The 23,571-nt window shown below is 33.8% G+C and carries 23 protein-coding genes; 7 read left to right on the forward strand and 16 right to left on the reverse strand.

The features are described 5' to 3' along the window. Nucleotides 1-607 precede the first annotated feature (607 nt). Entirely contained in the window at nucleotides 608-1,084 is a 477-nt protein-coding gene (locus LJE08_RS07890; protein ID WP_227402869.1) for a pyridoxamine 5'-phosphate oxidase family protein, read from the reverse strand. Between the two features lie 547 nt (nucleotides 1,085-1,631). Here LJE08_RS07890 and LJE08_RS07895 point away from each other — a divergent pair. Beyond that, on the forward strand, nucleotides 1,632-2,144 hold the full coding sequence (locus LJE08_RS07895; RefSeq protein WP_217255837.1) for a transposase: 513 nt from the start codon (nucleotides 1,632-1,634) through the stop codon (nucleotides 2,142-2,144). A gap of 185 nt (nucleotides 2,145-2,329) precedes the next feature. Further along, entirely contained in the window at nucleotides 2,330-2,476 is a 147-nt protein-coding gene (locus LJE08_RS07900; protein ID WP_217255836.1) for a hypothetical protein, read from the forward strand. Between the two features lie 138 nt (nucleotides 2,477-2,614). On the opposite strand, the gene LJE08_RS07905 is transcribed toward LJE08_RS07900, so the two are convergent. The 10 genes from LJE08_RS07905 to LJE08_RS07950 form a co-directional block, all read right to left on the reverse strand. Continuing rightward, nucleotides 2,615-3,664 (reverse strand): SIS domain-containing protein, encoded by a 1,050-nt coding sequence (locus LJE08_RS07905; RefSeq protein ID WP_227402870.1) that lies wholly within the window; start codon nucleotides 3,662-3,664, stop codon nucleotides 2,615-2,617. Nucleotides 3,665-3,668: 4 nt separating this feature from the next. Further along, a complete protein-coding gene (locus LJE08_RS07910; protein ID WP_217255834.1) occupies nucleotides 3,669-4,319 on the reverse strand; it encodes an HAD family phosphatase in 651 nt (216 codons plus the stop codon). Then, a complete protein-coding gene (locus LJE08_RS07915; RefSeq protein WP_227402871.1) occupies nucleotides 4,316-4,924 on the reverse strand; it encodes a YitT family protein in 609 nt (202 codons plus the stop codon). The genes LJE08_RS07910 and LJE08_RS07915 overlap by 4 nt, the downstream gene beginning before the upstream one ends. 88 nt (nucleotides 4,925-5,012) lie before the next feature. Next, nucleotides 5,013-6,422 (reverse strand): MATE family efflux transporter, encoded by a 1,410-nt coding sequence (locus LJE08_RS07920; RefSeq protein ID WP_368735825.1) that lies wholly within the window; start codon nucleotides 6,420-6,422, stop codon nucleotides 5,013-5,015. Nucleotides 6,423-6,468: 46 nt separating this feature from the next. Beyond that, entirely contained in the window at nucleotides 6,469-7,440 is a 972-nt protein-coding gene (locus tag LJE08_RS07925) for an SIS domain-containing protein (RefSeq protein WP_227402873.1), read from the reverse strand. A 51-nt stretch (nucleotides 7,441-7,491) separates the two neighbouring features. Beyond that, the gene (locus LJE08_RS07930) at nucleotides 7,492-8,331 is read right to left on the reverse strand and encodes a PTS system mannose/fructose/sorbose family transporter subunit IID (protein WP_227402874.1); all 840 of its coding nucleotides are present in this window, start codon (nucleotides 8,329-8,331) and stop codon (nucleotides 7,492-7,494) included. Nucleotides 8,332-8,347: 16 nt separating this feature from the next. Continuing rightward, complete coding sequence (locus tag LJE08_RS07935; RefSeq protein WP_227402875.1) at nucleotides 8,348-9,145, reverse strand: PTS sugar transporter subunit IIC; 798 nt, start codon at nucleotides 9,143-9,145, stop codon at nucleotides 8,348-8,350. A 30-nt stretch (nucleotides 9,146-9,175) separates the two neighbouring features. Then, on the reverse strand, nucleotides 9,176-9,640 hold the full coding sequence (locus tag LJE08_RS07940) for a PTS sugar transporter subunit IIB (protein WP_227402876.1): 465 nt from the start codon (nucleotides 9,638-9,640) through the stop codon (nucleotides 9,176-9,178). Between the two features lie 20 nt (nucleotides 9,641-9,660). After that, complete coding sequence (locus LJE08_RS07945) at nucleotides 9,661-10,074, reverse strand: PTS sugar transporter subunit IIA (protein ID WP_227402877.1); 414 nt, start codon at nucleotides 10,072-10,074, stop codon at nucleotides 9,661-9,663. Nucleotides 10,075-10,076: 2 nt separating this feature from the next. Next, nucleotides 10,077-12,701: a PRD domain-containing protein gene (locus tag LJE08_RS07950; protein WP_227402878.1), complete on the reverse strand. Its 2,625-nt coding sequence runs from the start codon at nucleotides 12,699-12,701 to the stop codon at nucleotides 10,077-10,079. A 295-nt stretch (nucleotides 12,702-12,996) separates the two neighbouring features. On the opposite strand from LJE08_RS07950, the gene LJE08_RS07955 reads away from it, so the two are divergent. Next, on the forward strand, nucleotides 12,997-13,320 hold the full coding sequence (locus LJE08_RS07955; protein ID WP_217255826.1) for an acylphosphatase: 324 nt from the start codon (nucleotides 12,997-12,999) through the stop codon (nucleotides 13,318-13,320). A 54-nt stretch (nucleotides 13,321-13,374) separates the two neighbouring features. Here the strand turns inward: LJE08_RS07955 and LJE08_RS07960 are convergent, their stop codons facing one another. From LJE08_RS07960 to LJE08_RS07975, 4 genes are all read right to left on the reverse strand, one after another. Further along, nucleotides 13,375-13,761 carry a hypothetical protein gene (locus tag LJE08_RS07960; protein WP_217255825.1) on the reverse strand — a complete coding sequence of 129 codons (387 nt, stop codon included), beginning with the start codon at nucleotides 13,759-13,761 and terminating at the stop codon, nucleotides 13,375-13,377. Nucleotides 13,762-13,770: 9 nt separating this feature from the next. Beyond that, nucleotides 13,771-14,268, reverse strand: a complete 498-nt coding sequence (locus LJE08_RS07965; protein WP_217255824.1) for a toxin-antitoxin system HicB family antitoxin — start codon at nucleotides 14,266-14,268, stop codon at nucleotides 13,771-13,773. Nucleotide 14,269: 1 nt separating this feature from the next. Then, nucleotides 14,270-14,533 (reverse strand): type II toxin-antitoxin system HicA family toxin, encoded by a 264-nt coding sequence (locus LJE08_RS07970; RefSeq protein ID WP_217255823.1) that lies wholly within the window; start codon nucleotides 14,531-14,533, stop codon nucleotides 14,270-14,272. Nucleotides 14,534-14,687: 154 nt separating this feature from the next. Then, a complete protein-coding gene (locus LJE08_RS07975; RefSeq protein WP_227402879.1) occupies nucleotides 14,688-15,707 on the reverse strand; it encodes a sugar kinase in 1,020 nt (339 codons plus the stop codon). Between the two features lie 247 nt (nucleotides 15,708-15,954). Between LJE08_RS07975 and LJE08_RS07980 the strand changes: the two genes are divergently transcribed. The 4 genes from LJE08_RS07980 to ftsH all read left to right on the forward strand — a co-directional run bounded on the left by LJE08_RS07980 (nucleotide 15,955) and on the right by ftsH (nucleotide 22,054). Then, nucleotides 15,955-17,787: a beta-glucoside-specific PTS transporter subunit IIABC gene (locus tag LJE08_RS07980; protein ID WP_227402880.1), complete on the forward strand. Its 1,833-nt coding sequence runs from the start codon at nucleotides 15,955-15,957 to the stop codon at nucleotides 17,785-17,787. A gap of 10 nt (nucleotides 17,788-17,797) precedes the next feature. Then, entirely contained in the window at nucleotides 17,798-19,210 is a 1,413-nt protein-coding gene (locus LJE08_RS07985) for a glycoside hydrolase family 1 protein (protein WP_227402881.1), read from the forward strand. Between the two features lie 18 nt (nucleotides 19,211-19,228). Then, nucleotides 19,229-20,065 carry a PRD domain-containing protein gene (locus LJE08_RS07990; RefSeq protein ID WP_117925905.1) on the forward strand — a complete coding sequence of 279 codons (837 nt, stop codon included), beginning with the start codon at nucleotides 19,229-19,231 and terminating at the stop codon, nucleotides 20,063-20,065. 120 nt (nucleotides 20,066-20,185) lie between these two features. After that, complete coding sequence (gene ftsH / locus LJE08_RS07995) at nucleotides 20,186-22,054, forward strand: ATP-dependent zinc metalloprotease FtsH (RefSeq protein WP_227402882.1); 1,869 nt, start codon at nucleotides 20,186-20,188, stop codon at nucleotides 22,052-22,054. A gap of 102 nt (nucleotides 22,055-22,156) precedes the next feature. Here the strand turns inward: ftsH and LJE08_RS08000 are convergent, their stop codons facing one another. Next, nucleotides 22,157-23,188 (reverse strand): 3-deoxy-7-phosphoheptulonate synthase, encoded by a 1,032-nt coding sequence (locus tag LJE08_RS08000; RefSeq protein WP_199593259.1) that lies wholly within the window; start codon nucleotides 23,186-23,188, stop codon nucleotides 22,157-22,159. Nucleotides 23,189-23,571: the final 383 nt, after the last annotated feature.

A 23,571-nucleotide genomic window follows, 5' to 3' on the forward strand; every position in this document is an offset into this window, starting at 1 on the left:
ATTAGAATTTAAAATTTATCTATTTTATGAGTCCTTTTTCTTGACGTAGTACCACAGATTGTAGACAGAGTCGGTGGTGGAGATAGCTTTGGTGCTGGATTGATTGTACCCAGTCTAAAAGGATATGATGCAAAGTCAATAATCGAATTTTCGGTAGTCGCAAGTTGTTTAAAATACTCTGTCGAAGGTGATTTCAACATAGTGAGTATGGACGAAGTGTTGCAATTAGCTGGTGGAGACGGTTCAGGCCGCGTTCAAAGATAAACCAATAATTTAGGTAGCAACAGATTACTATCATGTATTTATTTCTCCTATTCCAACAATATACTTACATTAAAATATCCTAATCGTAGTTATCTGTTTCTATATAAAACAAAGGATCGATATTCTATTTTCCCTATGAATATCGGTCCTTTTCGTATATGTTTTCTATGACCAAAAAAGTGCTAGAATCTCATCTAAAACCCTTGTTTTAAAATCGATTTAAGATGAATATATAAAAATAGATAGGGATAAATCAACCTTTAAAAGTCATAGGGATTTTGACTCTGAGATAGAGATGACCTTTAAACACTTTTAGTCGACCCTATCTAATTGCGGATTACCTTTAAGATTCCTCAACAATTTTACCACTTATATGTTCAGGTATAAATTCTAAACAAAGAACACTAGGTCCGGAATATTTTAATTCATGATCAATATAATTTTGATCATTGGTAAATTTTAGGCAGAGTTGCGTACATATTTCTTTGACTTTATCTGGATCATTTACCATTTTGATTTTTCCAAACACAATCACACTCTGATAATGAACGGCCCATTCACCATCTTTTTTAAAACCTTTATCCATGACACAAAAGCTTGCCTTATCACATTGTTTTAAACAATCCATTTTATGTCCTACTTTTGCTCCATGAAAATAGATGTGTCCGTTTTTTTCATCGTACCAATGTGTAATAGGAAAACCATAGGGGTATCCCGTATCACTGATTAAAGATAATACGCCATGAGGTTCATTGGTAAGTATCTCTATACATTTTTCTTCAGATAATTTTTGTTTGAATCTTCGCATTGTCTTAAACATATTTCCCTCCATTTCCCCGCACCTAAAGTCGCGCGGACACAAATACTTTATTAATAAATTCTTTTTCCACGCCTTATGCGTTACCATGAAAAAGAGGTGGTACACGACAGAGCACGTGAAGAGGAGTAGGCATTCTACTCGATAGAATTAACCTGCATATTTATAAGTTGCCATCATCATTTCAAGTATAAATAGCAGGGGACACCAAGCCCGGACACTTAAAATTGTTTAATCAACTGTTGTCGATTCGCATTGATGACCGTCAATGCCACTTCTCCTTTTACAGAAAGGATATTTTTTTTATGACTTTTAAAGTTGTTTACTTTATTTGTGGTGGTATGGATTCCACAAAAATCTGATTGTTACTACGATTGGAACTACAGACAGACAAACTTTGATTACTGAATATATTTAGCAGTCATTTTCCACATTTTATTCGGACTTGATACGTTTAAAAAAATTGTTTATATCACATGATTGTCATGATATCTGTATGGAATCTACAGGTAAATACTAGATTCCAATTTATAACGTCCTTGAAACTGAATTGAACATTTGTCTTACTCACCCAAAATATGTTAAAGCCATTAAAGGCAAAAAGACAGATAAGCGAGATTCCAAATGGATTTGCGACCTTTACAAGTGTGACCTTGTAAAGCATTCTTTTATACCTAAAAAAGAGATTCGAGAAATGAGAGAAATTGCCCGTTACAGATGCAAACTTGTTTATATGCACTCTTCCGAAAGAAACAGATATCAGAATTGTTTGACAGTCTCTAATATCGGTCTTGCTTCTGCAGTTTCTGATTCTTTTGGCAAAACTGCTACAAACATTATGAAGGAAATAATGCATTCTGAAGTCATTGATGATGACAAGATTTTGAAACTTATCCATAAAAAATGCAAAGATAAAGACAAGATTTTAGATTCATTACAGGAATACCACATCGAATCAGATCAACGTTTTAAAATGGATACAGTTATGAATCAGTTTGAATCCGATAAGCAGTTAATCAATTGGGCAGGTCTTTCTCCAGCAAACAATGAAAGTGCAAACTAGAAAAATCCGTTCGTATTTCTAAAGCTGGTCAATACTTAAAACCATTACTTGTTCAATGTACACTTTCTTCTATTAAAGACAAGAACTCCTACTTTGGAATCAAATACTATCGAATCAAAAAACGCCGAGGCCATAAAAAGGCGATTATCGCAATAGCACGAATGATGCTTGTCTGTATATATCACATGATTCTTACGGATGAAGAATTTAATCCATGTGATTATAAATTTTTAACAAATCCAAAGCCGACAAAAGAACCAACAATGACAGTTGAATCTGCTTTACAATTCTTAAAAGATTCAAACTTTGATTTTTCTTCAATTCAGTTATAAACAACTATTTGAAATTGTTTTTTTAGTGATTTTGACCACCTCTTTTTAGCGGGCCTTTTTTTATTTTTTTTCTAAGTTTTATTCACACTTAAACCTCCTACTTTTTAGTTATAACGTATATTATGATGTGCTCAATAATTACTTTTCATAAACATAACTTTCCATATATTCATGGAAATTTTCATCAACAGTGTCATACAAATCCACACCTCTGTCATGACACATTAATTCTCCCAGAACTTGCAATACCGTCAAGTATTCAAAAGAAACAAAGAGCGAATCTTCAATAAACGGATAGCTAAAATCATGTTTTATTACTTTATTCTGAGATATCAAATATGTAGTAGCATTCTTATGTTCTTTTAAGTATCCTAAAAGACGAACCATACGGTTTAAATGTCTTGACTGATTTCCTAAAGCTAGAATAAGTGTACTCTTATCAATTCCATGATAAATCCCATGCATAAACTCTTCTAATTCATAATAGCGAACGCAGCATTGTACAGTTTCTAATATTTTCAAAGCACCTTCTGTTGCAGCAGGAAGGCATTTATCATAACCAATCACAATAATATTTTTAAACCTTTTCAATTCTTCTTTTTCACTCTCATACCATTGTTTTGTTGTCTTTGCGATGTCCGGTATCAAATCAATTGTACCTAGTATTTTAGAAATCCACTTTTCGGAATCTTCTTTAGATAATTCTAAAAACAACATTAAAATTGCGATCACACTGCAATAATAACCCTTTGTTTTTGGCCCTATATCTTCTTCTACTTCAATTTTCAAAAAACTATCTGCATGAGCAGTTACGGGAACATCCTTTTGTGCAGAACAAGCCAAAGTTAAACATCCCATTTCTTTGGCTTTATCTAAGGCTTGGATTGTAGATGAAGATTGTCCTGCCTGAGATATTCCGATTACTAGCGCATTATCTTCAACAATATCTGTATTATCCACAAACTCCATCGCATATACTGCATATACAGGAATATTCATTAATTTTTCAATTGGCTTTACACATGATAATGCAGCTGAATAACTCGTTCCTGATGCAACTAGATAAATATGCCCTATCTTTTTACCCTTTATATATCGAATACAATCTTCATTATTTTGTTTTGATTTTTCAATTACTTCACGAATCGCATCTGGAGTTTCCATAATATAATCATACATATCTTTCATATTATTAAGCCTCCAACATAGAGATTACTTCATATAAACTTTTCTTAATATAAGATGCATTTTCTTTATCTTTATTTGTAGGTGCATTTATAGATGGAACCATTACAACTTGAATGCCCGCATCATGTGCTGCTTGTACTCCATATCCTGTATCTTCTAAAACCATCACTTGATTTGGATCACAATTAACAGCTTTTAAAACTTTTTGATAAATCTCTGGATTGGGTTTTCTCTTTGTTACTTCATCTCCACAAAGAATATATTCAAATCGATTAATCAAGCCTAATTTTGTTAATCTTTTGATTGTCGCATCTCTAGACGTTGTTGTTGCTACTGCTTTGCGGATATTTTTATTCTCTAAAACATCCAGTAATTCAGTTACGCCTGGCATCAATTCAATGTCATTTTCCAAATATTCAGTACCTACACTGCGAGCAATATCTAATAATTCCATACGGTTTTCAACATCTGGCAGTTCATTATTCAAAACTCTTTCAACATCACTACCTGAAATTCCAACAACCTTACAAAAAACCTCTCCGAACTTTGGAACCCCATATTTAGCAGCGACATCTTTCCAAGCTTTTCTCCACAAAAACTCAGTATTTAATAACAAACCATCAACATCAAATATAATCATTTTTGGATTTTTCATTTTATATCTTCCTCACAATCTATATATGTCAAATGACATTTTTTCAACACAAAAGTACACAAATCTAAAGCCACACTTGTTACTATGGTATAAACTATCCCATAAATAAAAGCTAAAGCTTCTTTAAACACAAATATCGAAAGTAAAACAATAATTCCATCAACTGCAAATGCCAATAATCCAAAAGTCATTTTTGGCTTTTTCTTTTTAATGGCTGCAATTATAAAATCAGTTCCTCCCGTTGATGAACCCTCATTAAAAATAAGTGAATATCCAATACCTGCTGTTATACCAGCAAGTATAGCAGCTAATAAACGGCTTCCGTGATACAGCGGCAACCGACAAAGTACATAGTCAATTATAAAAGAACTTATTACCATTGTTTTCACTGAATACAAGAAGAATGCTTTTCCTAATGAACGAAATGTAAACAATATAATCGGAATATTAATTAAGATTGTAGCAAGTCCAATAGGAATATTTGCCAAATAATTTGCCATAACTGCAATTCCATTAACTCCTCCCGGAGCAAAATCAGCAGCTACCGCAAAGCAAACAATACTAACGCCTATAAAAACAGATCCAATCACATCGTATATCATCATAAAAATCATTTTTTTTCATATATAATCCCATTTCCAAAATTAAATCTAAAGCCTTATTTTCATAGGTATTTTAAACAAATACGATTCATTATCTTCCACTACATCTAGCAACTTTGTATGGAGATACATTTAGATAATTAATTAATTTTTTTACCACAAATACCAATAAAGATAATAAATATCTTACCCATTGATCCGCATTAATAATCCACCATATCCATACAATATCCATTTTTAAAACTGTGCTAACTAGGTAACATAAGAACACACGAACGCCCCAAATACCAATTGTATCTATTACCGTAGGTAATGTGCTTGATCCTGCAGATCGAATATATCCATATAATACTTTTGATTTCATTTCCGGGAATTGTGAGAAAACCATTAGCAATAAATATACATGTGCAATAGCAACCAATTCCTCTTTGTCCGTCAACAAATACAAAACCTGTTTTGAGAACAAAAGCAAGAATATCATATTAATTCCACTAATGATCAAACAATAAAAGCTCAATCTTTGATATGCCGATTGATACATCTTCTCATCATTTGCTCCTATTGCCTGGCTAGCTAAAGCCATCGAAGCCGTCAAGAAACCAGAAGCCATCATATTGCAGAACCCTTCTGCCTGTAATCCAATTTGATAAGCAGCATAGAATTTCTCTCCATAAGTTAGAATGAAAGTTGATAAAAAGACAGAAGCAAAATTCCAGAAAGAATTCCCTATTGCGGTTGGAACGCCAAACTTCAATACGTCTTTGATCATATTCATGTTAAATATTGATTTTTCAATTTTCACACGATCAAACATACCATTTTTAACAAATAACAGATAAAGACCTACTAACATCATTACTATAATTCGAACATTATTTGTGATAGCAGCTCCATAAAGACCTAATCCTTTTACAGGTCCAAACCCTAAAATCAAAATATACCCTAAAACAATGCTTATCCCATTTCCTATTGTAGCAATATAAAGCGGCGTCTTTGTGTTTCCATCCGCCTGAAATACTGCTGAATTCAAATGAATTATAGCTAATAACGGATACGCCAATACATGGACTTTCAGAAAAGAAGCACCATAAGTTAATAGCCTTGAATCTGTACTCATTGTAGATAACAGTTCATTTGGAAATAACCAAATTCCAACTGCTGCAATCACTGCCACAAAAAGTGAAATAATTAAGGCTTGCTTATAATACAGTAACCCTTTCTCCTTGTTTCTTGAGCCAAATGCTCTTGCAAAAACAACCATAGCTCCTATTCCAAACCCTTTAAGTATTGAAAAATAAATACCGTAGATTCTTGTTGAAATACCATAAGCACTAATCTCAGATATGGTTAATCGACCAATATATCCAGTTAAAATCATGTCAGACAAAATCAAAAAAGCATTCTCTAAAATAGCAGGAATTAAAATATGCCGAATCTTAGCATCTATTTTTTTTGTATCCATTTTATTACCCCCTTCCATGTATCCTAAAAAGAAAGTCAGTAGTCGTCTAACTACTGACTTGAAAGATTATGAGAAATAACTATTTTTAGTAGTTAAATTTCCACATGTATTTTCTCCAGCTTAATGGGTGTTGACGACGATCTGCCAATAAATCATTATAAACGCCTAATAATTCGCTGTAGAAGTCATGATCGAAATATCCTGAAACTTCTCCAAGTTCCTTCATACCATAGTCATATCCATCTAATACTGTTGTGTGTTCATTGAATTTGCTTAAGAAGCGAAGAGCTCTTTCATCTACGGCTCTAGTTGCACCAGTTGATTTAAGCATTAAGTAAGCTGTATCTTTTTCAGTGATTTCGAATGGTCCATTGAAGAATTCATCTGAGTGAATTGCTGATGAGTTGATCCATTGCATTTCCATGAAAATACAAATTGTTTGTTGGTGAGCTCCAGCATAACCTGTACCTGATCCCATAGTGTAGATAATGTCATCATTTGCATAGTCTACAGAAAATTTAACTGCATCTGGTACACAAGCTTTAACTGCTGCAGGAATGATGTCATTCATTTTCTTAGTAGCTGCAACCATTTTTTCGTAAGTTTCTGTATTATGTTCAACAACATTTACAGTTTCATAAGCGATTTGTAATGCTAAAGAACTCTTTGATTCTTCATATAAAGCACCATCTGCTCCAGTATCTTTGAACTGTACAATGTAATCACAAATTTCTTCTAATGGTGTACCTGTTTCTAATTGTAATCCAATTACTGTAGCACCACATTCTTTTGCTTTTTTAGCTGCTTCAACAGTTTGTGGAGTATTACCTCTACGGCTAGCACATACAACGATTGCATTTTCATTGATGAATGCAGGTGTGTCATTTGTAAATTCATTAGCATTTTCATACAATGTTGTCAATGTTTTAGCTTCATGAGTTACATAATAGTGAGGAGCAAAGAAACATGCTAATGACCCTCCACAACCAACGAAACTAACGTTTTTGATTTCCTTTTTTGCTGCGATTTCTTCAATCATCTTTTTTACATCGAACATAATTTTTACCCTCTTTTCCTTTTCGATCTTAAAATATTTTTATTCAAAGCTTTAGCAAGCTAGAATACCAAAGTAATTCAATACAATTCCAATAGCGAAGCAACTCAAGATTACAACCATAGGTTTAACTTTCCCTGATTTAATAATGAAATACATGATCCAAGTTACTGCAAGTGGAATCATTTTTGGCATAATACCATCTAATACATTTTGTAATACGAATGCTTCTCCAAATTTAAGTGGAGTTGTTAAGTTTGCTAATGAAGCTGACATACCACCAATTACGAATAAACCTGCAATTGAGCATCCAAACATTACTTTTTCCATCAAATCTGCTTCTGCCATTTGTTTTACGAAATCTTGTCCTTTTGTATAACCCAATTTACCCATGAACCAAGTAAATGGAGCTGAAGTTCCAATAGAGATCAACGCTGCTAAGATTGGTCCTACAATACTTCCTTGTTGAGCTAATGAAATACCAATTGACATTGCGATAATACGAATTGTTCCTTGGAACAATGAATCACCAATACCTGATAAAGGACCCATCAAAGCAACTTTAACTGCATTGATTGCACCTGGATCAAATGTATCTGGATGTTCAGCATATTCTTCTTCCATGGCAATACAAATACCGTAAACCAATGATGCACACTGTGGTGTGATGTTAAAGAACTCAAGGTGTCTTTGATATGCTTCTTTTTTCTTATCTATTTCATCTGGATCTGGATACAAACGATCAATTGTTTTAGACATACCATACATGAAAGCTGTATTCATCTGTCTTTCATAGTTCCAGTTTGTTTGCATACACCAAGAACCCCAGAAGATTTCTTTTAACTTTTTATTTAGTGGATAATTTCTTTGTGCTTCTAAACCTTTAATAGACATAAGTAGTTCTCCCTTCTTAGTTATCTAAATCTTCTAATTCATCTAAGGAATTCGAACTAGAAGCTACTGCTGCTTTCACACCGCCACCAGTGTATTTAACTGTATAAAGAATCAATGCAATAACAATACCGATTAGGGCGATTGCTGTTAAATCCAATCCAGAATAAGCAGCTAACAAGAATCCAGCGAAGAAATATACAACTGTATTTTTGTTAACCATTGTAGTTAATAACATTGCAAATCCGAAGAATGCGATGATGTTGGCACCTAATGTAACACCATCAGTAACCCATGCAGGAATTACACTAGCGATTGATTGTACAAGATCTGCTCCAAAGTATACTGATAAGAATACTGGAATGATTGTACAAATTACATATAATGATGGTCCGTATACGATATCAATACGTTTTGCTTTTTTGAAATCTTCTCTTTCAACAGCTGCATCAATCATGTGCGTAAATTGAATACGAATTACAGACGCACAAGTTTCGATAATTGTTGATAACAATGTCATTGGTACTGCAATTGTGATTGCTGTTTCGATGTTTGCACCTGACATAATACAAATTGCACAACCAACTAAAGAACCCATGTTCATATCAATTCCAGAAGCACCAATTGACATCATACCTAATGTTGCCAATTCCATTTGGGCTCCAACTGCTAAACCAACTTGTAAATCACCAAGTAACAAACCACAAATTGTACATGTCAATAATGGTCTTTCGAAGTTTAGACGTCCAAACATTCTGGAATCTAATTTCATCATAATAGAAATTAAAACCACGATTAGTGTATAAGCTAATTTCATAAATAACTTCTCCTTCTACAAATTTAAGAATTATAAATCTAATGATTCACGTTTTGTTGTTGGCAATTGTTGCATGAACAATTGACAACCTGTTGCTTTGATCTTACGAAGATCTTCCTCTTCCTCAGGTGTCAAATAAACTACCTCTCCATAGCTTTTTGAACCATCTTTTTTAGCAATACCACCAAGATTCAATTCTTTAAATACTGGATGTGCTGTGATATATCCTGCTGCATCTTTTGTTGATCCAAAAATAATGAATACTGAATCACTTAATGAATCAATCTTGTCTGCTCTTTCAACTGCTTTAGCTACAGAGAATACATTTAATTTAACTCCTGCAGGTTTTGCCATATTTAATGCCATCTTTTGGAAATCATCTCCAGCTGCTTTATCATCAATAACAATTATTCTCGTTGCTCCCAAGAAATGTGTCCAAGTAAATGCTACTTGCCCATGTACCAATCGATGGTCGATCCGTAGTGCTTTAATCATAATTTTCACCTCCGTTTCTCTTACAGATCATCTTCAATGTCCGTCATATTGCTTATAAAGTCGTTACAATAAACAGCATTAAATTCTTTTTCATCAAACTTCTTTTTCAAAGTTTCTACATCAGGCTCCATCAAGATAAAATCAATCAAGAGTCCTAAACTAGTATTTGTAATTAGATGGAAATCATATGTTTTCAAAGCTGCGACAAACCCATTATTTACTGATCCACCAAACAAATCTGTGAATACAAACAATTCTTCTTCTGAACCTTTAGAATCCATTACTTTTTGAATTGTTTCTTGAAGATTAAAATCTGACGATGTGTAACAATTAAACGCTTCTACATTTTCAGCCCCAGCAATAATTTGTAGTGCTGATTTAAACCCTTCTGCAAGCGTTCCATGTGTCGCAATAACTATTTTTCTTTTACCCATATTCAATCCTCCCTATAAATAAACGAATAAATATATTTCATTTCAGAATCCGGAATTTGGATACTATAATGTTTCTCTATATTTCCAAACGATGCTTTTATATCCTCTATAAAATCTCCATGCTCTTTTACAAATGCTTCTGTTGCACTGTCTTCTCGAATCATTCCTGTTTTAGTTACAAGTCTTTCAACAAGAATACAAACGTGAATATAAATACCTACCAGCGTTCTACCTTCAAGTTCCACATGGCGACGTTTCTGTAAATCTTCAACCGCGATTGTTGTCTCATCCATAAGTGGTTTTGGATTTAAAATCGTTAAATAATTCAACACATTCATCAAAGAAAAGTTTGTACGAATGTTGATAATCAATTGTTTTAAATTGTTATCATCCAAATACATATTTAATTTTGATGACACCAAATCCAAGTTAGTCGTTGTCACAATATCCTCTAATGGAATAAATACAACGTCACTTATTAACGGATTGTCTGTGCCTGTTATAAATAGTATGTTGTACATTTGTTGAAGTTCATTAATATCATCAATCAATGAATCAAACGGTACAGCTCTTAAATCAACAGGTATTTCTTCCGGGAAGGAATCTGCAAATAAGTCTGCCATTCTTTGAGATGTCTGTAATCCACTTTCACTCGTAAATAAAATGACATCTTTCTTCTTACCCTTTAAGATAGCGTAATCTACCTTGTAGTTCTTATCTGCATCTATAAAATATCGATCAATTGGATCACCATTTTTAATCTTATAACCAATATCTAAAGCCATTTTTGTTGTTACGTTGTTTATAAGTGCCACATTTCTGTTTTTTGTGAATTCCTCATCCGCAATGTTTTCTAATGAACCCATATCGACCATAATGCAAAGGTCTGCATAAGCGTTAACTCTAGACAATTTATCTCTTAGAGTTGCCCGAATTTCTTCCATTGTTGTCGTTACTGGCATATCGATTGAATCAAATATGTAAGATCCAATTAGTGAATTAACTGCCGCTGCCATTGAAGAAGCAGTTGAATAACCATGACAGATAATGACTCCAAATGTTTTATTCTTATTTAACTCAACGTTATAAGCTGCGATAGTTAAGATCATAATCAATTGAACTATGCCAGGAATTTCCTTTTCAAGATTTGACATGCAAAGAGATTTAATCTCATTCGCAATCATTGCTTCACTGACATACATTCTCTTCACTTTATTTAAAGCTGCTTCAATATTTACCTTTTCTTTATCTTCGCGTTGTTTAAACATTGATTCGTTCTCTTCATAGATGTACATCAACTTTGCTACAACGAACGTAAAGTTTCCTGGAATATTGATAAAGTGCTTTTTTGCAACCTGATTCACAATTAAGGCTAATGTAGCTTCTGTTCCCTTTAGTGTCTGTTCATTTCTAGAAGTACTCATAATTGTTTCTACAATCAAATCGTAAATGCTTCTATACTTTTCAATAAGGTTACTTTCTTTCTTAACACACAACTTGATTACCGAAGTAAATAATTCATCAAATTGGCTGATTTTGCTACTTTTTGTATACGTATCACAATCAATATAAGAGATATTCTCACTTGAGATTTCTAGTGACTCAAACATTTCTTCTGGAAGATAATACGTATGAATAGTCACTGTATCACTTTTTTGATTGCTTATAGCCTGAGCACAAATCAGTTTCACTTTTTTAAATATTTCTTCAACATTCTGATTTGGTTGAAAGTTAGATAATGTCTTTAAGACATTTGAACAAATCAACATATGAACATGTAAACTTGCTGCCTCTTTTCGGAAAAGCTCAACAATAATTCCTTCTCGTTCTTCCTTTGGCCTTTCACTAAAATCTTTTAGTTTAACCGCAATTGGTATATATTTCCCCAAAGATGAAGGAAGATAATCATCAGGTCTTTCATTTGATAGAAAGATAAAATGAATACGATCATTCTGCTTTTTTTCAAAGAATCGAATCAAGTATCCAGTCAATGAATCACTGATTTTTTCAAAATGCGATAGGATAATACATAGCGAATTCTGTTTGTTTGCATTTATACAATCTTGTAATTGCTGATGAATCGATAGTGGATCAACCACTGAGAGATCGTACTCAGCAATTTTGGCATCCTTATCAAGAATTCCCTTACTAAGGATGGAATGCTTACAAATAAGTTTTGCTAAGCTCTTCTTCCCGGTACCCTCATTACCATAGATTACGAATGATAAACCGTTTGGTGGATAATTAAAGGCTTCAGTACACCTTTTGATTACTCGCTTTAACGAACCATCATAACCTATCAGTTCAGCAAACACATCAGTTAGTTGACCATTATCTTGCAAAAACTCAACCATTTCTTCAAGATCAATAAATTCATAATTCTCGACGTTGATTCCATATCTTTGGTTCAAACAACGAGTATTAAAGAAATACACAGGTCGACTTTTAACCTTGAACACTTCATTCGATTCACACAACTCATTCAAGTATTGGCTTGTAATAGTTCGTGAAATATGAAGTGCATCAGATATTGCAACTGTAGTAAACGCATCCGCATGTACTAAATCAAATTTTTTAGTTTGATCAGCCAAATATTCACTGATCAGTTCCTTTGTTGTCTTGTTCATATCTTTAACCATCTCCATTCTATCCAAAAATAATTCGAAAATATTTTTGTTAATTATTTACAACACATTTTTTATTTTATTCTATTTTTTCGTCAATTGTTATAGCATTCGACACATTATTGTTATATCTTTTAAATAATCGACTCATTTTCTTTTTTTATGATTTTGTGTCGACACAAGTACCAATACTAATTTCAAATTGATGAATTAGTCTATAAATCTAAGCGTTATCACAAAAAAATGCACCGCATCATTTTTTGTTTTGCATTATAATATAGTCAGAGGATTAAAGATTATGTTTAGATTTTTTAAAAAGAAAGAGAAAATAAAAAGAGAATTGCCACCAGGGACAATTCGCAAGGAATTTCATTTTGAAGGAAATGTTCAAAACATTGGTTTTCGTTTTGAAGTACAAAGCCATGCCAAACCATTAGGTATTACAGGCTATGCCAAAAATAATGATGATGGTAGTGTCACAGCACAATTTCAGGGAAAACCTAATGATATTAATAAAGTCATTTTAGACCTTCAAAATATTGATCGTATTCAAATTGACTTTATCAGTGGAAAGGATATTCCTTTAGATTATTATGAGAATGATTTTAGTATTATCTATTAACTTGAACAATGCTCATGAGTTAGAGCATTGTTTTTTTATCAAGAAACAATTTCGTTATTCCGATAGAATTACAACGGGCGCGTTACCAAAGGATCCTGTAACATTCGCAATCAACTGCGATAGATAAGCATCCATTTGCACTTTGTCAACTAGAAAATCCAATCGCTTTTCTACATAGTCTTGCATATCCCTTATACTATCAAAATTTTGCATTGCTTTATCCGACAAATAGAATTCCCCGATTGAAGAAATATCTAAAAAAGGAGCATTTAAATTTTTGGATTTTAACTCTTTTCTTAAGCGAACACTTATTTTTGTTTCAGTACAATCCACAATTTCTAACAATCGAGAAACTTGAACATTTTCATTTCCTGTAGATACTTGTTCTACTGAATATTTGATACTTTCCAAATATAAATTCACTCCAGTTATTTGCAACATATAATCTCCTTATACATTAAAATCTTTTAATGACCTTAACACAATATTTCCAACACTAAATTTCTTAAATTCATGACCTATATTTTGCTTATCTACTAAATTTTTATCCTTAAATTTATAATAAGCTAACTCTTGTTCCAACTCCAATATGCGTTGATTTGAAAATGAAGCTCGTCCAATTTTTTCACTAATAGCTGTATTAATATACGCATTTAGACTCACTCCATCCATTTGTGCATTTTCTAACAATTGCTTGTGCGTCGTTTTAGGAACCCTCAAAGCTATTTTTCCACTAGGAAGACCCCCTTCCTCTTTTGGAACCGGTAATTCTATTCCTTCATCTTTTAAATAATTTAAATATACTCTTTTTGAAGCTTCTGCATCGGCAATTGCCTCTTCAATTGTATCTCCACCACCTACACACCCTTTTAAATCTGGATATTCAACACACCATTCTGTTTTTCCATTTTCCAAATGCATAGGATATACTTTCATTGCATAATCCATACTATCTCTCTTCCTTTCTGTAATTAATCTCTTCAACTAATTCTACCGCTTTTTTTACATATACTTCTTTTACACTATTCCCATGTTTAGGAATTGGGAAAGGCCTATCTAACAAATCATGTGTAAATATTACATGACTTGTTCCATTTTGATTTTTCTTCTTAAAACCAAAATATTTTAAATACTTCTCTAAATCGGAAAATTCTATTTTATTTCCAGATTTATAATTCTCAATCTTCGCAATTAACTTTTCAATTTTTGACATTCGGTCCTTTCTTATATGATATCATATTCAATATCATTTATGTATAATTATCTACATATTTAAGTTTAACAACCCAATGTGAAAAAGACATTAAATCTGAAAATTTCATAAAAAAAGATATCAATTCATTTTATTTGAACTGATATCTTTTACTCTATCTAGATAAGTTTGTATTCTTAGAATTCATGATTTTAAATACATCTTCTTGTGTTACCACATTAAAATCATGTTGAATCATAAGCTTTAATACACTCGCACTGATTGCGAAATCGACTGTTTTCTGTGGATCAAACCCATTGATTAGTCCATGCACAAATGCAGCACCGTAGGCATCTCCTGCTCCCACAGCTTCTAAGCTATGTACTCTATGAATTGGACTTTGGTAGAACTTTCCATCCTCATAATAGATGCCCATCCAATCTCCTTCTTCTACAGTATGCATATTTCTTAATACACTAGTCACACTCTTCACATTTGGGAATTGACGAGTAATTTCTAACATACCTTCTTTATAAGTATCAATCTGATCAATACCTGTAGATAAGTTACCATCAAAGGCATGAATTCCTAGTGTTGCTTCAAAATCTTCATCATTGGCAATACATACATCTACATACTGCATTAAATCACGCATGACAACTTGCGCTTGTTCTTTAGACCACATTTTTCCACGATAATTTAAATCACAAATCACTTGAATATCATTTTCCTTACAATACTTCAAAGCACTTCTTACTGTATCCTCAACATATTTAGATACAGCTGGAGTTACGCCTGAAAAATAGAAAACATCTCCTGGCTCTAAGATATTTTCCCAATGATATTCACTTGGCTGAGATAGTGAAAAAGCACTAAATGCACGATCATATACAACGTTTGTACTACGAATATCACTTCCTTTTTCAAAGAAGTAAATTCCTAATCTGTCTCCACCTCTAACCAAATAATCCGTATTTACACCATAATGACGAACTTCACTTAATGCAGACATCCCCACTGGATTGTTTGGTACTTTAGATACAAAAGCACATTGATCTTCATACATCGCTAAACTTACGGCTACATTGGCCTCTGCACCACCATAACTAGCCTCAAAATCATCGCTTTGCATAATACGCAAGTTTTCAGGTGTTTTTAAACGAAGCATGATTTCTCCAAAAGTTACTACCTTCATAATATATATCCTCCATAAACTCTTTAATTATACCATTTTTTAATGTCTACTCATTCTTATTTTTTCGTCCTTTCATGAAAGGGATTTCAAAAAGTGCTTGTATTTTATTTTTAGCTATGCTATCATCCTACATGTAAATAACGGCTGTTACTGGTAATGCAGGCAAGACCAAGATATTTAAGTTGCATTTTTAATGCTCCTTTTATCTTGGTCTTTTTTATTGCCATCAGCCTAGAAAGAGGAGAATATGAATTATCAACAATTAGGAAATGATATCATCCAAAGCATTGGTGGTATCGACAACATCAAACAATTAACACATTGTGCAACTCGTTTAAGATTCGAATTTTATGACATGAATAAAGTCAACACCAAAAAAGTGGAATCTTTAAACGGCGTTATCAGTGTTGTAGAAAAAGGTGGTCAATACCAGGTCGTAATTGGCAATGAAGTACAATCCGTTTTTAGAGCCATTCAATCCCAAATGAAAGATGTTCCTTCTACTTCTCACGAAGAATCCGATGAAGAAAAAGGCAGTATTGTCAATCGTATTATCAGTGTAATTTCCACTACATTTACTCCTGTGATTCCAGCCCTAATCGGCGGTGGTATGATCAAAGCTGTATTATCTATTCTTGTTTTATTTAACTTAGTTAATGAAGCAAGTTCCACTTATGAAATCATCAACTTTATTTCCGATGCTCCATTCTATTTCATGCCTGTCCTTTTAGCGTATGGAGCTAGCCAAAAATTCAAAACAAGTCCAATCATGGCAATGACTATGGCATGTGCTCTTTTACACCCAACATGGTCAGGCTTAGTCGCTGCAGGAAGTCCATTAACATTCTTTGGAGCTCCTGTTGTATTAGTTGACTATGCATCCAGTGTAATTCCTATTATTTTAAGCGTGTGGATCATGTCTTACATTGAAAAATTTGCCGAAAAATACTCACCATCTATTATCAAGTTTTTCTTAAAACCACTTTTAGTGATGTTTATCTCTGTACCAATCGCATTAATCATTGTTGGTCCATTAGGAAACTTATTAAACGATTTAGTACAATCTGGCGCTAACTATTTAAATGCACACGTAAGTTGGTTGATTCCAATGTTGATGGGAGCCTTCCAACCATTCTTAACACTAACAGGTACTGCATGGGCCATGACTCCAATTGCGACAAGTCAAATTTCTACACTTGGATATGAAATCGTAAATGGACCTGGTATGTTAGCAAGCAATATTGCACAAGGTGGTGCTACTTTGGCGGTTGCTCTAAAGGCAAAAGATGAAAACTTAAAATCTCTTGCATCTTCATCTGGATTTACAGCAGTTATGGGTATTACTGAACCATGTTTATATGGTGTCCTATTAAAATTAAAACGCCCATTTGTTGCTTCTATGATTGGTGGAGCTGCCGGAGGTATCTATGCAGGAATTACTGGCCTAGTTCGTTATGCCTTTGTTTCACCAGGATTAACTGCTATTCCAGCCTTCATTGGTAAAAACCCTATGAACGTAGTTCATGCCATTGTCACAATCATTATTTCTTTCGTTGTAGGTTTTGTCGCATCATGGATTCTAGGATTTAAAGAAGATTCACCACAAGAAGAAGTAGTAGATACTGTTTCAAAAGATGAAATTGTTGCACCTTGCGATGGAACTGTAAAACCACTGTCCGAAGTAAATGACGATGTCTTCTCACAAGAAATCATGGGAAAAGGTATCGCAATCGAACCAAGCACAGGAAGTTTATATGCTCCTTGTGATGGAACAATTACTGTATGTTTCCCAACAGGTCATGCGATTGGATTAAAATCAAAGAATGGAACAGAAATTTTAATGCACATAGGCATTGATACTGTTAATCTACAAGGAAAATATTTCAGTCCTCAAATTCAAGTCAATGAAGAAGTTAAAAAGGGACAGTTACTATTAACTTTTGATTTAGCCAAAATCAAAGAAGAAGGTTATGACACAACCACTCCAATCATCATCACAAATTCAAAGAATTTCAGTTCGATTCAAATTGAAAAACAATCAACAACTCAACATGGAAACAAATTAATTTCTTTAGACTAGGAGGTAAACCATGCACTATTCTAAATTAAAAGACTTCCCTCAAAACTTTTTGTGGGGAGCATCTACCTCAGCATACCAAGTTGAAGGTGCCATTGATGAAGATGGTAAAAGCCCATCTATCATTGACATGTATGAACACCCAAGTGATGTTGCTGATTTCTCTGTAGCTTCTGATCATTATCATAGATATAAAGAAGATATTGCCCTATTTGCAGAAATGGGATTAAAAGCTTATCGTTTCTCTATCGCATGGACTCGTATCTTACCAAATGGAACGGGTAAAGTGAATGAAAAAGGCATCGAATTCTACAATAATGTCATTGATGAATGCTTAAAATACAACATCGAACCTGTTGTTACAATGTATCACTTTGATTTACCATATTGCCTAGAAGAAAAGGGTGGTTGGTTAAACCGTGATACGATTGAAGCCTTTGTTGAATATGCCAAAGTATTATTTATCCACTATGGATCAAAAGTAAAGTACTGGTTAACGATCAACGAACAAAATACGATGATTCTACATCCTGGTGCAATTGGATTACCTAAAGGCGGAAAATTACCATCTAAAAAAGATTTGTATCAACAAAACCACCATATGATGCTTGCTCAGGCAAAAGTCATGAAACTCTTCCATAATATGGTTCCAGAAGGTAAAATCGGACCTGCACTAAATTTAACAGCTATGTATCCAGCTACTTGTAATCCAAATGATGCGATTGCCGCTCACAACTGGGAAGTACTTCGCTGTTGGAACTTTGTCGATGTTTGTGCATTTGGAAAATACCACCCTTTAGCATGGTCTTACCTAAAAGATCGTAATATCGCTCCAGAAATTCAAGATGGAGACTTTGAAACATTAAAAGGCGCAAACCCAGACTTTATCGCTATGAATTATTATTCAACCGCAACTATAGCTGCAAGTAAAGGAGATGCTTCAGATGTAACTGCAAGAGCGGGTGACCAACAAATTATGCTAGGTGAACAAGGCGTATATCGACCTAGTGAGAACCCATACGTAGAGAAAACGCAGTATGGATGGGTTGTTGATCCTGTTGGATTCCGATATACTTTAAGAAAGGTATATGAACGTTACCAACTTCCTATTCTGATTACAGAGAATGGAATTGGCGCCAATGACACATTAGAACCAGATGGATGTATTCATGACCAATATCGTATTGATTTTATTCAAAAACACCTTCACCAAATGCGCTTAGCCATTACAGATGGTGTCAAAATGCTTGGCTATTGTCCTTGGGCTGCCATTGATGTTGTTAGTACACATCAAGGCTATAAGAAAAGATACGGATTCATTTATGTCGATCGTGATGAATTTGATTTAAAAGAATTAAAACGATATAAAAAAGACAGTTTCTACTGGTACAAACAAGTAATTGAGGAAAACGGAAAGAATATCTAGGTATATGAGGTACTTCACATGATTATCGAAAAATTTTTAAACAACAATATGCTTCTAGTGAATGATAATCATGAGGAAATGATTGTGATGGGAAAGGGGCTGCGTTTTCACTATAAAGTAGGAGACGAAATTAGAGATGAAGATATAGAAAAAACATATGTTCTTCAAGATAGTACAAATAAAAATGGATATCTTCAAGTTTTAGAAAACGCACCCGACATCTATTTAGAAATTGTGCACCACATCATTGAAATGGCACAACTTAAAATTTCTTCTCCATTCAACAAACAAATCTTTGTGACCTTGTTAGATCACTTGTTATATGCGGTAGAAAGATATGAAAAAGGCATTGTTCTACAAAATAGAATGTTGTGGGAAATCCAAAAATTTTATCCAAATGAATTTATGCTTGGTTTACAAGCTGTAGACTACATTAATGAAACACTTCATATTCAATTGCCTGAAACAGAAGCCGGAAACATTGCCTTTCACTTTGTGAATGCACAAATCAAATCGAACGATCTTTCAACAGAAAATGGTATGTTGATGGTCAAAATGTTAAAAGATATTTTTCAAATCATTCAATTACATTATGGCTATACAATTGATGAGAATTCGCTAAACTATTCAAGATTTGTTGTTCACATGCAATTTTTCTTACAACGACTTTTAGAAAATAAAATGCTTGAAAATGAAAATGATGATATATATTATACATATATTATCAAGAATTCTTCTGCATTAGACTGCGTAGAACAAATCGAAAAATATATCGATAGATTACTACATAAACAAATTACGCGTGATGAAAAAATATATTTAATTGTGCATATTACGCGTATCACAACTCATTAAGTATCGCAATGGCGGTACTTTTTCTTTTAAATTATGTGGAATTATGGAATATGTAGCACTCTACTTGTCAAAGTGCTAATAAGGTGTATAATGTAATCAATTTCATAAGGAGGAACACTCATGAACAAACAAAAGAAGCCTTTATATAGATATTACATGATCATATTGCTTGTTATTATGGCTTTAAACTTTATCGTATTCCCTATGTTTCAACAATCTAAGCTTGAAACCACCAATTACTCAGATTTCTTGAATAAAATTGAAGAAAAGAAGATAGATACTGTGCAAATTGAAAATCACAATATTTATTACACATTAAAGAAAAATTCAACAGATAAAACCTATAAAACAGGTGTTATGAATGATTCAGATTTAGTCAATCGTTTGGATAAATCTGGAGCTAAGTTTGGCCAAGTCTATCAAGAACAAATGAATCCAATTTTATCGAGTTTAATTTCCTTTTTCTTACCATTAATCATTTTCTGGGCATTTGGATCATGGATGTTTAAGCGTATGCAAAAGAAAATGGGCGGAGATGATCAAATGTCATTTTCACAAGGCTCTGGTTTTGGTCTAGGCAATCTAGGAAAGAGCAATGCCAAAGTCTATGTCGGTGAACAAACGGGAAAAACATTCAAGGATGTAGCTGGACAAGAAGAAGCGAAGGAAAACCTACAAGAAATTGTAGACTTCTTAAACAATCCAGCTAAATATAAAGAAATTGGTGCCAAAATGCCTAAAGGAGCCTTATTAGTAGGTCCTCCTGGCACCGGTAAAACATTACTTGCCAAAGCCGTTGCGGGTGAGGCTGGCGTTCCATTCTTCTCGATTTCAGGTAGTGAATTCGTAGAAATGTTTGTTGGTAGAGGAGCCGCTAAAGTGCGTGACCTATTTAAACAAGCTCGTGAAAAAGCACCTTGTATTGTATTTATTGATGAAATTGATACCATTGGTAAAAAACGTGATGGTGCAGGTATGAATGGTAATGATGAGCGTGAACAAACATTGAACCAGTTACTTGCTGAAATGGATGGATTTGATGGATCCAAAGGCGTCGTATTGCTTGCCGCCACAAACCGTCCTGACTCATTAGATCCTGCTTTAACACGTCCTGGTCGATTTGATCGAAGAATTCCAGTTGAACTTCCTGATCTTGCCGGTCGTGAAGCTATTCTTAAATTACATGCCAAAGACATCAAATGCTCAAACAACATTGACTTTAACGTAATCGCTAGAGCTAGTGCAGGTGCCAGTGGTGCCGAACTTGCCAACATCATTAATGAAGGGGCTTTATTAGCGGTTCGTGACCATCGTAAAACGGTGGTTCAAAAAGACTTGGAAGAAGCCATTGAAATCGTTATTGCCGGTGAACAAAAGAAGGGAGCAGTGATTTCAAATCGAGAACGAATGATTGTTTCTTATCATGAAATTGGACATGCTTTAGTGGCTGCCAAATGTAAAAACACGGCTCCCGTTCATAAAATCACAATTATTCCTCGTACAAAAGGGGCTTTGGGATACACTATGCAAGTAGAAGAAAACGAACAAAACTTATTATCAAAAGAAGAAGCTTTCCAAAAAATCATGGTGTATACAGGTGGTCGTTGTGCTGAAGAATTAATTTTTAATTCGATCACAAGTGGTGCGAGCAACGATATTGAACAAGCCACGAAACTAGCCAGAGCCATGATTACACGATTAGGAATGTCGGATGAATTTGGTATGACAGCTTTAGAAACAGTAAACAACCAATATTTGGGTGGCGATACATCCTTAGCTTGTTCAAATGAAACAGCGACTAAGATTGATGAGGCAACCATCACATTAATTAAAAAAGCACATGACGAGGCTTATCAAATTCTAGAAGACAACAAAATGAAGTTACATGAACTTGCCAAATTCTTATATGAAAGAGAAACAATTACGGGTGAAGAATTCATGTATATCTTAAATAAGCCAGCTGAAATTTCTACAAAGGAAACATATTAAGAAAAGGATGAAGATCATTTAAAATCTAAAATGGTACCCATAAGGAGGACAACAACGTGACAGTTGTGATGCTCACTTGTGGGTACCATTTTACAACGCTTCCTAATCGCACAACTCATATAAATCTAAAACCAATTGTTCTGTCTTATCCCAACCAAGACAAGGATCTGTGATCGACTTTCCATACACATTACCATCTGTTGGCTGATTTCCATCCTCTAAATAACTCTCAATCATTAAGCCTTTCACCAGCTTTTTGATATCTTCCGATTTACTTCTAGAATGCATAACATCCTTGGCAATACGAATCTGTTCTAAATATTGTTTATTTGAATTCGAGTGATTACAATCTACAATACAAGCCGGATTCTTTAAATCTGACTTTTCATATAAGTGAATCAACTCCATCAAATCTTCATAGTGATAATTCGCATGCGCATGATTGAACTTATCCACATATCCTCTTAATATCGCATGAGCTAGTGGATTTCCCTCAGTCTGTACTTCCCAGCCACGATATACAAATCTTTGATCGGCTTGCGCTGCCACAATAGAATTCATCATGACTGCAAGATCTCCACCTGTCGGATTCTTCATTCCTGCAGGAATTCCTACACCACTAGCCACTATACGATGTTGTTGATTTTCAACGCTTCTTGCCCCTATGGCAACATATCCTAATAAATCCGATAAATACGCATGATTTTCTGGATACAGCATCTCTTCTGCACAAGTAAAACCAGTTTGTGTTACAACATCTGTATGCAGTTTACGAATCGCAATGATTCCCTTCAACATATCCTCTTCGGCATGTGGATCTGGCTGATGCAACATCCCCTTATATCCAACACCCTTTGTACGAGGTTTATTTGTATAGACACGTGGAATCATAAAAATCTTATCTTTTACTTTTTCCTGTAAAACAGCCAAACGATTCATATAGTCTAAAACCGAATCTTCACGATCCGCACTACAAGGACCAATAATTAAAATTAAACGATCATCTTTTCCAGTAAAAATATCTTCAATTTCCTGATCTCTTTGTTTCTTGATTTTTTGCACCTTATAAGGCAAAGGAAACTCCTTCTTTAATTCTTCTGGAGTTGGTAACTCCTGTATCTTCTTCATATCCATATTCAACATCCCTCTTTAAATCACCCTTTGACAATATCATATTCTAAAAATTTTTTCAAAAAAAGAAAGATGAAGTCAAACTCCATCTTATTTTAATGATTCAACAAATTCTTTGATATGTTTAGCATCCAAACCATAATAATCCAATAAATTTGCATAACCATTCCTTTATCGGTATAATACAAACAGAGAAAAGCTACTGGAAAAGCAGTGGCTGCTCTGAAATATAGTTAATGCTGAAGCACTAATCTATTTCCATTGCTAGTGGTGATTAGTGCTTTTTGCATTTTTCTATAATAATCAATGTTACTTTTAGTATTTCTACTATGGCAAATAAGCACATAGCAACATCAATATGTAGATATATATACATAAGCTTTCCT

This window comes from Holdemanella sp. DFI.5.55 (genome assembly GCF_020593575.1).
GTDB lineage: Bacteria > Bacillota_I > Bacilli_A > Erysipelotrichales > Erysipelotrichaceae > Holdemanella > Holdemanella hominis.

Coding starts and splice junctions, on each gene's coding strand:
- LJE08_RS07970 (WP_217255823.1), bottom strand. CDS start 14,533: ATGTCAAAAATTGAAAAGTTAATTGCGAAGATTGAGAATTATAAATCT.
- LJE08_RS07960 (WP_217255825.1), bottom strand. CDS start 13,761: ATGTTGCAAATAACTGGAGTGAATTTATATTTGGAAAGTATCAAATAT.
- LJE08_RS07915 (WP_227402871.1), bottom strand. CDS start 4,924: ATGATGATATACGATGTGATTGGATCTGTTTTTATAGGCGTTAGTATT.
- LJE08_RS07955 (WP_217255826.1), top strand. CDS start 12,997: ATGTTTAGATTTTTTAAAAAGAAAGAGAAAATAAAAAGAGAATTGCCA.
- LJE08_RS07980 (WP_227402880.1), top strand. CDS start 15,955: ATGAATTATCAACAATTAGGAAATGATATCATCCAAAGCATTGGTGGT.
- LJE08_RS07945 (WP_227402877.1), bottom strand. CDS start 10,074: ATGGGTAAAAGAAAAATAGTTATTGCGACACATGGAACGCTTGCAGAA.
- LJE08_RS07935 (WP_227402875.1), bottom strand. CDS start 9,145: ATGAAATTAGCTTATACACTAATCGTGGTTTTAATTTCTATTATGATG.
- LJE08_RS07965 (WP_217255824.1), bottom strand. CDS start 14,268: ATGGATTATGCAATGAAAGTATATCCTATGCATTTGGAAAATGGAAAA.
- LJE08_RS07990 (WP_117925905.1), top strand. CDS start 19,229: ATGATTATCGAAAAATTTTTAAACAACAATATGCTTCTAGTGAATGAT.
- LJE08_RS07900 (WP_217255836.1), top strand. CDS start 2,330: ATGATTCTTACGGATGAAGAATTTAATCCATGTGATTATAAATTTTTA.
- LJE08_RS07950 (WP_227402878.1), bottom strand. CDS start 12,701: ATGAACAAGACAACAAAGGAACTGATCAGTGAATATTTGGCTGATCAA.
- LJE08_RS07925 (WP_227402873.1), bottom strand. CDS start 7,440: ATGTTCGATGTAAAAAAGATGATTGAAGAAATCGCAGCAAAAAAGGAA.
- ftsH (WP_227402882.1), top strand. CDS start 20,186: ATGAACAAACAAAAGAAGCCTTTATATAGATATTACATGATCATATTG.
- LJE08_RS07930 (WP_227402874.1), bottom strand. CDS start 8,331: ATGTCTATTAAAGGTTTAGAAGCACAAAGAAATTATCCACTAAATAAA.
- LJE08_RS08000 (WP_199593259.1), bottom strand. CDS start 23,188: ATGGATATGAAGAAGATACAGGAGTTACCAACTCCAGAAGAATTAAAG.
- LJE08_RS07890 (WP_227402869.1), bottom strand. CDS start 1,084: ATGTTTAAGACAATGCGAAGATTCAAACAAAAATTATCTGAAGAAAAA.
- LJE08_RS07985 (WP_227402881.1), top strand. CDS start 17,798: ATGCACTATTCTAAATTAAAAGACTTCCCTCAAAACTTTTTGTGGGGA.
- LJE08_RS07905 (WP_227402870.1), bottom strand. CDS start 3,664: ATGAAAGATATGTATGATTATATTATGGAAACTCCAGATGCGATTCGT.
- LJE08_RS07910 (WP_217255834.1), bottom strand. CDS start 4,319: ATGAAAAATCCAAAAATGATTATATTTGATGTTGATGGTTTGTTATTA.
- LJE08_RS07940 (WP_227402876.1), bottom strand. CDS start 9,640: ATGATTAAAGCACTACGGATCGACCATCGATTGGTACATGGGCAAGTA.
- LJE08_RS07975 (WP_227402879.1), bottom strand. CDS start 15,707: ATGAAGGTAGTAACTTTTGGAGAAATCATGCTTCGTTTAAAAACACCT.